Source organism: Leptodesmis sp. (assembly GCF_052746595.1).
Genome location: NZ_JBRAGO010000117.1, coordinates 1 through 12703, shown reverse-complemented (window position 1 = coordinate 12703; position 12703 = coordinate 1). Strand labels below are relative to the sequence as shown.

At 49.9% G+C, this 12703-nt stretch carries 12 protein-coding genes and 1 CRISPR repeat array; of the genes, 5 read left to right on the top strand and 7 right to left on the bottom strand.

All coding sequences use genetic code 11. The features are described from left to right. A partial coding sequence (gene cobA / locus ACUVQO_RS19810) for a uroporphyrinogen-III C-methyltransferase (protein WP_445927555.1) occupies window positions 1-947 on the bottom strand: 947 nt, incomplete at its 3' end. A gap of 96 nt (window positions 948-1043) precedes the next feature. Between cobA and ACUVQO_RS19805 the strand changes: the two genes are divergently transcribed. Then, complete coding sequence (locus tag ACUVQO_RS19805) at window positions 1044-1904, top strand: NAD(P)-dependent oxidoreductase (RefSeq protein ID WP_445927554.1); 861 nt, start codon at window positions 1044-1046, stop codon at window positions 1902-1904. Window positions 1905-1975: 71 nt separating this feature from the next. On the opposite strand, the gene ACUVQO_RS19800 is transcribed toward ACUVQO_RS19805, so the two are convergent. Together ACUVQO_RS19800 and ACUVQO_RS19795 are read right to left on the bottom strand one after the other, a co-directional pair. After that, window positions 1976-2680 carry a potassium channel family protein gene (locus ACUVQO_RS19800; protein ID WP_445927553.1) on the bottom strand — a complete coding sequence of 235 codons (705 nt, stop codon included), beginning with the start codon at window positions 2678-2680 and terminating at the stop codon, window positions 1976-1978. A gap of 135 nt (window positions 2681-2815) precedes the next feature. Further along, window positions 2816-4162: a TrkH family potassium uptake protein gene (locus tag ACUVQO_RS19795; RefSeq protein WP_445927552.1), complete on the bottom strand. Its 1347-nt coding sequence runs from the start codon at window positions 4160-4162 to the stop codon at window positions 2816-2818. 33 nt (window positions 4163-4195) lie between these two features. Here ACUVQO_RS19795 and ACUVQO_RS19790 point away from each other — a divergent pair, with 33 nt between their 5' ends. Together ACUVQO_RS19790 and ACUVQO_RS19785 are read left to right on the top strand one after the other, a co-directional pair. Beyond that, window positions 4196-4891 (top strand): DUF4333 domain-containing protein, encoded by a 696-nt coding sequence (locus tag ACUVQO_RS19790; RefSeq protein WP_445927556.1) that lies wholly within the window; start codon window positions 4196-4198, stop codon window positions 4889-4891. Continuing rightward, entirely contained in the window at window positions 4888-5787 is a 900-nt protein-coding gene (locus ACUVQO_RS19785) for a methyltransferase domain-containing protein (RefSeq protein WP_445927551.1), read from the top strand. Before ACUVQO_RS19790 ends, ACUVQO_RS19785 begins: the two co-directional genes overlap by 4 nt. Window positions 5788-5890: 103 nt before the next feature. On the opposite strand, the gene ACUVQO_RS19780 is transcribed toward ACUVQO_RS19785, so the two are convergent. The 4 genes from ACUVQO_RS19780 to ACUVQO_RS19765 all read right to left on the bottom strand — a co-directional run bounded on the left by ACUVQO_RS19780 (window position 5891) and on the right by ACUVQO_RS19765 (window position 7893). Continuing rightward, the gene (locus ACUVQO_RS19780; RefSeq protein ID WP_445927550.1) at window positions 5891-6454 is read right to left on the bottom strand and encodes a Uma2 family endonuclease; all 564 of its coding nucleotides are present in this window, start codon (window positions 6452-6454) and stop codon (window positions 5891-5893) included. Between the two features lie 64 nt (window positions 6455-6518). Then, window positions 6519-6989 (bottom strand): ferredoxin, encoded by a 471-nt coding sequence (locus ACUVQO_RS19775; protein WP_445927549.1) that lies wholly within the window; start codon window positions 6987-6989, stop codon window positions 6519-6521. Window positions 6990-7194: 205 nt separating this feature from the next. Then, window positions 7195-7581, bottom strand: a complete 387-nt coding sequence (locus ACUVQO_RS19770; protein WP_445927548.1) for a DUF1257 domain-containing protein — start codon at window positions 7579-7581, stop codon at window positions 7195-7197. Between the two features lie 45 nt (window positions 7582-7626). After that, window positions 7627-7893, bottom strand: a complete 267-nt coding sequence (locus ACUVQO_RS19765) for a DUF2997 domain-containing protein (protein WP_445927547.1) — start codon at window positions 7891-7893, stop codon at window positions 7627-7629. Window positions 7894-8270: 377 nt separating this feature from the next. Between ACUVQO_RS19765 and bioU the strand changes: the two genes are divergently transcribed. Together bioU and ACUVQO_RS19755 are read left to right on the top strand one after the other, a co-directional pair. Then, window positions 8271-9311, top strand: coding sequence for a (S)-8-amino-7-oxononanoate synthase BioU (bioU, locus tag ACUVQO_RS19760; protein ID WP_445927546.1), 1041 nt, complete (start codon window positions 8271-8273; stop codon window positions 9309-9311). A gap of 108 nt (window positions 9312-9419) precedes the next feature. Next, entirely contained in the window at window positions 9420-11357 is a 1938-nt protein-coding gene (locus ACUVQO_RS19755; protein WP_445927545.1) for a protein kinase domain-containing protein, read from the top strand. A gap of 161 nt (window positions 11358-11518) precedes the next feature. After that, window positions 11519-12422: a CRISPR direct-repeat array (repeat unit 36 nt; unit sequence GTGCTCAACGCCTTGTGGCATCAGAGGTTTAGGAAC). Window positions 12423-12703: the final 281 nt, after the last annotated feature.

The following is a 12703-nucleotide window of genomic DNA, read 5'->3' as shown; positions in this document are numbered from 1 at the left end:
GGAGGAGAGGATGAGAGGGGGGAAAGAGGGGTGGGGGGGGAAGAAGTGAGGGAGGGAGGGAGGTTACGAGGAGGGAGATCGGCCTGTGGGGAAGCAGCAGGGGTGGGAGGAGAGACGCGATTAATCGCATCTGTACGGGGTGGGTGGGTAGAGAAATGGGTAGGTTCAGCTGGAATTTCCTGGCGTTGAGGTTTGCTGTTTGTCCTGGTAGTGTCTGATTTTTGGGGTTGGATGTATTTGCGGAGGCGGACGACTTCCCCAATCACAATTACACAGGGAGCAAGGGAGGCTTCAGCGGTTTTCGCCAGGATATTGGATAGGGTGCCTTCCCAGACCTGTTGATCCGGGCGACCTGCATAGCGAATGATGGCTACAGGAGTGTCAGGCGATCGTCCGTGACCGCGTAACCGCCGCACGATTTCTGGCAGGGTACGTCCTCCCATCAAAATCACCAGGGTTTCCATGCGGGCCAGCGATACCCAGGGAAGGGAATCCGGATTGTGAGCAGTGAGGACGGTGAAGCACTGGCTCAGGTCTGGATCAGTGAGGGGAATCCCGGCCAGCAGAGGAGCAACGAGAGCCGAAGACAGCCCAGGCAGCACTTCATACTCGCAGCCTGCCCTTCTTAAAGCTTTAATCTCCGATTCAGCCCGTCCGAAAATAAAGGGGTCACCATTCTTCAGCCGCACGACTTGCTTTCCCTGCTGGCAGTAGTCCACCAGCAACTGATTAATCTCAGACTGAGGCGTGCTGGGTTGGCCACCCCGTTTGCCCACATTCAGTTTCAGGCAACCCTCTGGAACCCCTTTGAGTAAGTCGCTGTCTACCAGCGCATCATAGACAACTACTTCCGCTCGACTCAATAACTCCTGAGCCTGTACCGTTAGATAAGCGGCATCTCCAGGCCCGGAACCAACGAGATACACTTTACCTGCTTGGTCTGCCATAGTTCTACCCAGAAGCCGCGTGATCATAATAATTTTGCTAAATCCTAGCCTAATCCGATAAGGTATCGTTGCAGCACTGGAGTTGGAGGGCAAAGCATGGAAATTGGCTTGATGGGCACGGGGTTAATGGGATTGCCAATGGCGGAAAGGCTATTAAATACGGGGTTTTCGTTGATTGCCTACAACCGCACAGCCGAAAAATTAGCTCCGCTGCAAGCCTTGGGAGCCACGATCGCGCCTTCTCCCCAACACCTAATCCAGGCATCTACTTGCATTATCCTGATGCTGACTAATGCTGAGGCAATTCGAGAAGTTGTGCTGTCGGCAGCCTGTCGTGCAGAATTGGCGGGCAAGACGGTGATTCAAATGGGGACGATCGCTCCTACGGAAAGCCGTGCCTTGCAAGCGGAAATTCTGGCGATTGGCGGCGATTACCTGGAAGCCCCGGTGTTGGGCAGCATTCCTGAAGCACAGAGCGGCAAATTGATCGTTATGGTGGGGGCCACTTCAGAACAATTTGAGCAATGGCAGGAAGTCCTCAGTTGCTTTGGCCCTAATCCTCGATTAATTGGCCCTGTGGGCGCGGCAGCAGCAGTTAAACTGGCTCTGAATCAGTTGATTGGTTCTCTGACTACGGCTTTTGCTACCAGCTTGGGATTTATTCAACGGCAGCACGCCAGTGTGGATCTATTTATGGAGATTTTGCGGGAAAGTGCCCTGTATGCCCCTACCTTTGACAAAAAGCTGCAACGGATGCTCGATCGCAACTACGAAAATCCCAACTTTCCCACCAAACACCTGGCCAAGGATATGGGCCTATTTCTCACGGAAGCCCAATCCCTGGGACTGAATCCCGAACTCGTGATGGCCGTTCAATCTATCCTGACCAAAACCCTGGAAATGGGCTTGGCGGATAAAGATTACTCAGCTTTGTTTTCATCTGTGAGTCAGGAGTGAATAAGTGAATAGTGGAAGGTGAGCAGTGGATGAGTAGGTAGGTGGCTCAACTCTCAACTCTTAACTCTCCCCTATACCGTTAATCGCTGCAAATTTTGATTGGTTCCAATTACCACCATGGCGGTTCCTTTTTTGAGGCGGGTGCTGGCTGGGGGATTGATTTCAAAGCGGCCATCATGGCTAACCGCTAACAAGTTCAAGCCATAAGTACTGCGTAATCTCAATTCAGCGATCGTCTTGCCATCAAATTCATCCGGTACCAGAATTTCCACGATGCTGTTATCGGGATCGAGTTCAAATCGTTCCAGAATGCCAGGTTGAATCAAGGAGGTTGCTAGGGCACAGCCACATTCATGCTCTGGAAAAACGACGTGATCGGCTCCTACTTTTTGCAGCAGCTTCATGTGGACTTCGGAAGAGGCTTTGGCAACGACGTGGGGAACGCCACCTTCTTTCACATTCAGGGTGGTGATGATGCTTTCTTGAACGAAGTTGCCGATCGCCACAATCACCGTATCCTGCTCAAAAATTCCCGCTTCTCTGAGGGCTGCTGGCTGGGTAGAGTCCAACTGACGAGCATAGGTGGCAATCTGGTCAGACAAAATTTGCGCCACTCTCGCCTCATTGGTATCCACACAGAGGACATCGTAGCCCTGCCGACTTAATGTTCCAGCAACGGCTCTACCAAAGCGTCCTAAGCCAATTACCGCAAACTGTTTGCTTTTTTTGCTGGCCCGCAGACTTTGAAAGAAGTTTAAGGAAGATAGATTAACCAATGGCCATTCGGCACAGACTTTCCAGAGCCAGGAAACCGTGCCGCCTCCTAAAAGTTGCTTCAGTCAAACATCTTAAGATAGAGAGATTTACTTTAATCTAAAGTAACAGAATGTGATTAAGCGAAGAAATCGGTTTTACCCAACCAGCAGGTTTTCTTCTGGATAGCGGACAAAACTGGGTTTCGGATCGCCCAGAGCCGCAGACATCAGTAATAACACCCCGACCCGACCAATATACATCGTTGCTACTAGCACCAATTTGGCAAAGGTAGAAAACTGAGCATCCAGGGTCACCCCAGTAGATAGACCAACAGTGGCAAAGGCAGAGACGACCTCAAATAGAATCTGGATGAAGTCAAACTCCGGATCGGATAGCGCAATCAGAATGGTCATCAAAATCACGAGCGCTAAAGACCCAACCACCACTCCAACTGCCTTGAGTACCAGTGATACAGGGATTTGTCGTTCATACAGGTATACTTCTTCCCGTCCCTGCAAAATTGCTTTGGTACAACTGGTTAATACGCGCAAAGTCGTTGTCTTAATGCCACCTGCGGTTCCTCCTGGATTGCCGCCAATGAACATCAAGGCGATCGTAATAAACAACCCGGCAGTGGTCATTTTGCCTACATCGATCGTGTTAAACCCAGCAGTACGAGAAGTTACGGATTGAAACCAGGCCGCCAGAATCTGAGTTTGCAAATCTTTCCCGGCTAGAATTCTGGGATTGCGTGATTCGACGAGAAAAAAGGCGATCGTGCCCAAGACTAACAAAATCAGGGTTGTACTAATAGCGACCTTGAAGTTGAGGGACAACACAATATGCCGTTTCTCTCGCGAAAGGCGTTCCCGCAACCACAGATACATTTCAAAAATGACATCGTAACCAATGCCGCCAAAAATAATCAGTCCAGGAATCACCAAATTCACTAAAAGAGAGGACTGATATCCAGTCAGACTGTCCGAAAATACACTGAATCCCGCATTGTTCCAGGCACTGACGCTGTGAAATAGAGCCAGCCACAAGCCCTGATCCAGACCATATTGGGGAACGAAGACTGGCAGTAGCAAAAACAGACCGCTAATTTCAAAAATTAGGGTGGTGGCAATGATTGATCGAATCAGTTGAGATACTCCCTCAATTCCCGTGCGATCGAGGGCTTGTTGAATCGCCACCTTATCTCGCAATCCCATACGCCGTCCCAGTAAAATCAACAGAAAGGTGGTAGCGGTCATATACCCCAGCCCCCCTACCTGGATCAGCATGATGATAAAAATATGTCCCCAGGTAGAAAAATACGTCGCCGTATCTACCACAATATGTCCAGTAACACAAACCGCAGAAGTAGCCGTAAATAACGCTACGATCAGGTTTTCCCAACTCCATCCCCCATTGGCGAGGGAGAAGGGCATAGCGAGTAACAGGGTGCCAATGCTAATTACGGCAAGAAACCCGAGACAGATTGTGCGGGAGACAGTCATTGGATCAAAAGTAAAGGTAAATTGAACTTGTCCGTGCTCAAAACTGCCGTTTCTCCAGAAGAATTCACAGTTTTATCGCTAGACTTGATTCCTGAAATCCTAGGCACTACATTTTTGCATCTTTTAATCTTTAAAATCCCCACCATGATTCGTTTGTCTACTGCTCCACTCAGCCTTACGGTTCTGCTTTTGGTTAGTGGTCTAGTTGGCTGCTCTGGACAATCGCTCTCTACCTCACCTACTCCTACCCCATCTGCTTCCCCTCAAGTCTCCTTCATCAGTCCAACGGCGACTCCACTCTCAGAAAAAGCCAGAGCCATCCAGGACTTGGAGCAGAAGCTTCAGGTTGATGTCTCAAAAACAGCGGCAGTTCCGGTGCGATCGGTCAAATGTCCAGCCAACATTAATCTGGAAACAACTAAAACCTTTACCTGTCAGGCCACTGCCGAAGGTAAAACCTTTCCGCTGGCCATTAGTTTTGAGAATAAAAAGAAGGGCTTGCAGTGGAGTACTAAGGATTTACTGGTCTTGCCCAAACTGGAAAAGAACATTCAGCAAGGCATCCAGGAGCAATTTGGGCTGGCTGTAAAAACCAACTGTGGCGGCAAAATTCGCTTAGCTAAACGCGGAGAAACCTTTGCCTGTAAAGTCACCGATGCCAAGGGCCAAACCTTGACCGTCAACGTCCGTGTGGATGACGAGAAAGGAAATGTGACGTGGAAACTATGACCAATACCTCATTACACTTGCCCCTTAACCAATCCATTCAGCAGTTTTATGATGCCTCTTCAACCCTGTGGGAGCAGATTTGGGGAGAGCACATGCACCACGGCTACTACGGTGCGGATGGCCAAGAGAAGAAGGAACGGCGGCAAGCCCAGATTGATTTAATTGAGGAATTGCTGCACTGGGGAAATATTCAGCAGGCTACCCAGATTCTAGATGTGGGTTGTGGCATTGGTGGCAGCAGTCTATACCTGGCAGAAAAGTTTCAGGCCGCTGTTACAGGCATCACCCTCAGCCCCGTCCAGGCCAACCGTGCCATCGAATGCGCCCAAAAACTCGGTATTCCCCTCTCATCTAGCCAGTTCTCTACCCCTCCACCCTCCTCTACTTCCACCGCTCAATTTCTGGTCGCCGATGCCCTCGATATGCCCTTTGCGGACGACTCCTTCGACCTGGTATGGTCTTTAGAGAGCGGTGAACATATGCCGGATAAGGCGAAATTCTTGCAGGAGTGCTACCGGGTCTTAAAACCGGATGGTACGTTGCTATTTGTGACTTGGTGCCACCGACCGATCGATCGACAGCCTCTAACGAATCAGGAGCAGCGGCACTTACAGGATATTTACCAGGTTTACTGCCTGCCTTATGTGATTTCTCTGCCGGAGTATGAAGCGATCGCTCAGTTCCTGAATTTCAAAAATACTCGCACTGCTGATTGGTCAACAGCCGTTGCACCGTTCTGGGACAGCGTGATTGATTCGGCTCTAACCCCAGAAGCCATTTGGGGATTGCTGCGATCGGGATGGACAACCATTCAAGCCGCCCTCTCCCTTAACTTAATGAAGCAAGGCTACGAAACGGGTCTGGTGCGATTTGGATTATTGACGGCGACTAAATGAGGGTAGAAATTTGAGATTATCCCGTACCTTTATAACCCCCCCTGTGGAGGACGGCTGCGTCCCCCATGCAGCGATTGCTACTTCTCGAACATTCTCCAATGCCTCAGTCCAGAAGCCAGCTAAACAGCCCTTCGACGGTCAAGATGAAATCCTCAGCAAATTCTGGGACTGGTAATCGCGCTTCCGGCGCATCGTAAACAGTGGTGGGTTGGTCTGGTAGATAAACAAACACAGACTTTTCGGCTGGATCAATCAACCAACCCATCTGAGTACCGTATTTCAGGTAATGCAGAATATTTTTCGTAACTTTAGTCTGGCTTTGGTCAGGCAATAGGATTTCGATGACCCAATCTGGGGCAGTAGAAAAAACATTCGCAATAGCACCCTGTTCTTGACGCGGGATTCTGTCCCACAAAAATACAGAAATATCAGGAACTAGCGATCGTTCCCCAAAGGTACAGCGCAATTCCGAAAAAGCGCGGGCAATTCGCTGCGGTTTGACCACAAGGTTGATGGCAGGGGCTAGCTCAGTTTGAAGTGCACTATGTTCCCCTTGTGGCATGGGTTTTTGAATAATCTGGCCATCAATATACTCGCTAGCAGGCTTTGTTTCTGGCAGTTTCAGAAACTCATCCAATGTCAAAGGTCGGACAGGAATCTTTACCATTTAAGGTTCTCTTGTCGATGCTATGCTCCAGACACCTCATTCCCATACCACTGAATTCTAGTGATTAGGGCATTGAACGGTAGTCAGACTGGTTCTGCTTTTTTCTCAACTTCTTCTGCTTGACCTTCTGCCGCACCAGTGCATAATCGATCGGGAAGCCAATTAAAGGAATGACTTGATACTGCCGTTCTTCTTCCAGTTTCTTGAGTTCTGTGTAGTCCACCCAGTGAATGCAGTCTACCGGACAGGTATCGATCGCTTCCTGGATCAATTCCTCCGGATCGCCGTCTTGTCTAACTACTCGCGATCGGCCATAGTCCGGCTCAATATAAAACGTATTACGGGCGACATGAGCACAGTGCTTGCAGCCAATGCAGGTGATTTCATCGACATAAACTCCCTTTTGGCGCAGCACTCCCCCCAATTCCGGCTCCAGTCCTGTGCGCTCTGGGGTATCTCGCAGCAAGCCACCCAGTTCTGGTTCTAAACCCGTACGTTCGGATTCGGGCTGGAAAGGAGCAGTAAAATCCGTCATAGGAATTGGCTCAGACTCAATAGTTTGTAATAGCAAGCAAGGGACAAACCATCAGAACCAGCCAAACCACAACGGCTGCTTGTCACAGATGCTCTGCCCCTCAAAACTGCTTGAATAGGGTTAACTCACTGCTTTACCTAAGTCAGGCATTATCCATAGCGATGCATTACGGCTACCGCCTAATCCATCCCACAATGCCACAAACTTAGGCACTCCAGCGCTGGAGAACCAGGCGGATAGAACCATCTTGATTTTGTTGCTGTTCAGTCACCTGGAAACCCCGCTGCATGGTTTCGCTCATCACGGTTTGGAAAGCATAGCGTTGAGTGACCTTGCTCAAGAAGCGATCGACGGTCAGAGGTTGATTCCAGAATTGCAGGTCAGCAACTAGCTCATACTCACTGCCATTCCAGCTAAAACCAATGTCATAGCCGTTGTCTTGTTCAATGGTGATATCAGCCTGACGGGTTTGCCCACGGTATCCACGAACCTGCTCTGGCCCTGGCTTCCAGTCAATTCCAAGATCAGTCAGAGCAGCCTGCAAGGAAGAGAGGTTACGAATCTGAGTTTTAATCTGGCTAAAGTGTGACATGGCGAATTCTAAACAAGCTGAAGATGGACAAAAGTTTTCAAGCGTTTACCACTCACTAAAAGTGGCATGGGTTGTTGCCGCAGCCGATTGTTCAACCTTCTGGGCAAAGTATTCCGAGGTCATCTCCTGGCTAAGGACTTGACCAAGCTGAGCCTCAATGGCGGCAGTCACCTCGGCGCAGGAAGCGCCAATGATACCTGTCACCTTCTCTTGCACCCGACCATCGGGGTAAATAATGAACTCCAGGGTTTCCATGCTTTCAACCAGCGAGTGTAGGTCTGGCAAAAACTCACACTTAACCAGTTCTGTCAAACCAGTTAACAGTGAAAATTTTTGAGTTCTGTCGGTTTAACTAACCGGGCTTAACCAACCCATCTTATTGCTAAGTTACATCCAGGCTAAAATCCCGAATGACGCAATAAAGAACCTTAACAATTTTTATAGTAGGGCGGGTAGATACTCATTTATTTGACAGTCTCTCTTAACTTTAGAGACTAGTCAAGACAAAGAAGGAAAAGGATTTAATTCATAAGGATTTACGAAAATAAGCCATTCAATAGGCTCTATGCTTAGGGAAGCAGCGATCGCGATACAACAAATGATCTTCTTCCAGCGCAAAGGATCTTTATGAAGATTCCCCAAGGTTGAGTTGGATAATAAAGGTTTGTTTGATTTGAGTGAAGTGAAACATGCTGCAACAATATATGACTGCGCCAGTGAATGGTGGATTGCAGAACCATTTGGCAGAACCCATCCGAGTCGGAGTACTGGGATTTGGTGGATTGGGGCAAGCTGCCTGCCGAGTACTGGCTCCTAAGCGAGAAATGCGTTGGGTGGCAGCGGCAGATCAAAAAGGATACGCCTACAACCCGGATGGGCTGAATGCTGATGCCTGTATTGCGGTCTATCAGTCTCAAGGAACGCTGGGATACCTGGGTAGGGAAGGCACCCTTTCTAGCGACAGTATTCGTGAACTAATTGAACAGGCCCGTCAGGTAGATGGTTACTTTCTGGCCTTACCCAATCTGCCTAATACCTTTATGGCTTCTGTGGCGGAGGAGTTTATTCGATCGGGCTGGCAGGGTGTGCTAGTGGATGCGATCAAGCGAACCAGTGCCGTTGAGCAAATTTTGGCCTTGTCGGAAGATCTGAAAGCGGCTGGTATTACCTATCTAACCGGATGTGGTGCCACCCCAGGGCTGTTAACGGCAGCGGCGGCACTGGCAGCCCAGAGCTACAGCGAAATCCATTGCGTGAAGATTACCTTTGGCGTGGGAATTGCCAATTGGGAAGCGTACCGGGCCACCATTCGGGAAGATATTGCCCATCTTCCTGGCTATACCGTGGAAAAAGCCAGAGCCATGAGCGATGCTGAAGTGGAAGCCTTACTAGACCAGACGCATGGCTTATTGACTCTGGAAAATATGGAACATGCCGATGACATTATGCTGGAATTGGCCGGAATTTGCGATCGCGATCGGGTCACGGTGGGCGGCGTGGTAGACACTCGCAATCCCAAGAAACCACTCAGCACTAATGTCCAAATTACGGGACGTACCTTTGAGGGCAAAGTCTCTACTCACACCTTTACGTTAGGTGATGAAACCAGTATGGCCGCCAATGTCTGTGGCCCTGCCTTTGGCTATCTGAAAGCAGGGATTACGCTCCATCATCGTGGCGTTTACGGAGTTCTGACTGCCGCAGAGGTCATGCCCCAATTTGTGCGATAGCAGCTGCTATCTTCCCCTGGGGGGTGAGACACCATAGTAATTACCTACAAACATAGGTAAAAATGGCTACACCCATTAGTGTGATTTTTTGAATCAACTGTTATACCTATGGCTCCCCCCATTCCCTTGGGCACCCTCCTACGGCAGCGATACCTGATTCAACAAGTGCTTGGACAGGGTGGTTTTGGCCGTACCTATCTGGCAATCGACCAGGAACGATTCGATGAACGCTGCGTGTTAAAGGAATTCTCTGTCCCTTACGAGGATCCAACCCTGATTCAGAAATCTCAACTTCTGTTTCAGCGGGAAGCCACCACCCTATATCAACTCCAGCATCCTCAAATCCCCCGCTTTTGGGCTGCGTTTGAGGAAGGTCAACGACTGTTCCTGGTACAGGATTTTGTGGAAGGCCCCACTTATCGATCGCTATTAAAAGAACGGAAGCAGCAAGGTGCCATATTTTCAGAGGCAGAGGTGCTGCATTTTCTGATGCACATGCTGCCTGTATTAAGTTATATCCACGATCGCGGCATTATTCACCGGGATATTTCTCCTGACAACATCATTTTGAAGGGTCAGGGTACGGCTCCTACTCCTGGCTTGCTACAGGCCGAAGCGGGTTTACCCGTTCTGATTGATTTTGGTGCGGTGAAGGAAGCGGCCACCCACTGGCCTCTCAATAGCACAACTACTCGGGTCGGTAAGGTTGGATATGCCCCTCCAGAACAACTGCAAACGGGACGAGTTTATCCCAACAGCGATCTGTATGCCTTGGCGGCAACCAGTTTTGTGTTGTTGACGGGTCAAGAACCGCGATCGCTGCTGGACAGTCAGACGTTGGAATGGAAGTGGCAACCCTATGCCAGCATCAGCGATGGATTAGCAGTCATTCTGTTGCGGATGTTGTCGGTGTATCCAGGCGATCGCTACCAGTCCGCACAGGCGGTTCTCCAAGACCTGCAACCCCTGATTGACCCATCCCAGGTGCTGACGGAACTGCAGCCGCCCAAGCTGAAACCGATCGAACTGCCAGCCAACTTGGGACAACATCGATCGGCCCATGCCTTTCCTTCGTCCTCTCATGCTTCTGCCCATCCTCAGGCCAACTTACTACCTCCTACGCCTGCTCCTAGTCCTGTCAAAACCCGTTCGCCCCAAACAATTTATAGAAAGACCGGGCAGCCATCGGTACGGAGAATGCGAATTGCGATCTTCACCGCTTTTTTGTTGGGTACAGCTTTGGCTGGCTCGTTCCTGTGGCGGGTGTTCACTGAGGCTCCGACAAACAATCGGGAGGTTTGGGTTTCCGGTGCTCGATTGCCGGAGTCAGAAGCCTCCCAAATTGTTGGTGTATCCGGTACGAATCCGGGGAATTTAGCGATTCAACCCTCTGCCAACAGTATTGGGGCAGGTAGTTCAGCTACCTCAAAAGCGGCTCCCCCTCAATCCATTCAGTTTCCTACTGGAAAGATTTCGACTGTTTTGCAGGGCAATTTGCAGCAATACAATGTGCAGCCCTACGTTCTACGAGCCTCTCAAGGTCAGATTCTAACGGCGACCCTAGATGGATCTGGAGTCGTGATGAATCTGCTGCGCTCCAATCAAGAAGGGGTTGATGCCGCTGCCTATCAGACTCGTAATTGGACTGGTTCCCTGCCTGCCGATGATAACTACTTGATTCAAATTTCTGGGACAGGCCCCTATACGCTGCAAGTCGCCGTCACACCGACCTCTCGACCAACTCAGGAAATGACCGAGCGCGTTTCCTTTGCCAAGGGCACCAATGGGACAACCGTGACTGGCAAAATTGCTCCCAATCAAATTCGCCGATACCTGTTAAAAGCCCATCAAGGACAGATTGTATTGGTGAAGGTGTTACAGGGCCAGGTGAGTTTAAGCGTGATCGCGCCCAACGGCGATCGGATTGGCGGCAGCACCACTACCAGCAAGGATTGGAAAGGCCGCTTACCGATGGAAGGAGATTACGTCATGGAAGTCTCTACCACCCAGCCCGGAGACTATGCTCTCTCGTTTGAGATTTTCTGAAGCTGGTCGTTGGTCATCGGTCATTGGTCATTAGTTGGTCGTTCGCAAAGGACAATCCAAAATCTAAAATCACGAGATTGTCAGCGTGTCCCCGTCTGCAACTTTGTTTCAGTCCCGTGGGCCGGCATTTGGAAATTGTGACCCATCCAACTTTCCACAGTGTGCTCAACGCCTTGTGGCATCAGAGGTTTAGGAACCAACGCCACCCTTCGTGGCTAAAAGAGTTTCTCTATTTCGTGCTCAACGCCTTGTGGCATCAGAGGTTTAGGAACTCTTTCTGGTGGTGTTAAAAGACTGCAGAAATCTCAGTGCTCAACGCCTTGTGGCATCAGAGGTTTAGGAACCCCCAATGAGTCAAATAATATCTGTCTTAAGTCCGTGCTCAACGCCTTGTGGCATCAGAGGTTTAGGAACCAGCGTCGCGGGGCCTTGCATCTTCACTTTGTGGTGGTGCTCAACGCCTTGTGGCATCAGAGGTTTAGGAACATCGCTGCTACCAAATAGCCTTATAGCAGTGCTTAGTGCTCAACGCCTTGTGGCATCAGAGGTTTAGGAACTAAGTCACAGGCAAAATCTGCCGCCTCGTTGATCAGTGCTCAACGCCTTGTGGCATCAGAGGTTTAGGAACTAGCTGGCAGTATTGGGCCTCCCTTGTAATCGGCGTGCTCAACGCCTTGTGGCATCAGAGGTTTAGGAACTTTCCTAAACCCACCAGCTGGAGAGGTGACCGGAAGTGCTCAACGCCTTGTGGCATCAGAGGTTTAGGAACACACACCAAGACGGCGTAATTTTGCCTGCTCCTGCTCAAGTGCTCAACGCCTTGTGGCATCAGAGGTTTAGGAACACACAGAGCCAGAGGGGAGGTCGCGACTTTTGCGCGAATGAGTGCTCAACGCCTTGTGGCATCAGAGGTTTAGGAACTCCATTCAAGCACTCATGTGTGTGGAGCTTACTATAAGTGCTCAACGCCTTGTGGCATCAGAGGTTTAGGAACTTCTGAGCCGTAGAGGAGCAGATCCGAGAAACTATGTGCTCAACGCCTTGTGGCATCAGAGGTTTAGGAACAGCGGTGGCTGAAATACCTGGGAAATGAGGCTCCTTGGGCACTTTTGCAAGTTATTCCAGTAATCAGGGTTACAAGTTCCATAGCTTTAATTCTACCTGAAGTTTGGTGAAGTTGAAAGCTAAGACCAGCAGTAAATACACCCTTTGCAAGCACCGGAAAGCCTTGAAGATCCGCTGCGAACCTTTACCTGACAAGCAGTTGAAGCTGTTAACTATTGAGGGGTTCGGGGAGCTATAAGTCCTGCGCTGTATGCGAAGCCTCAGCGTCGGGATACATGGAC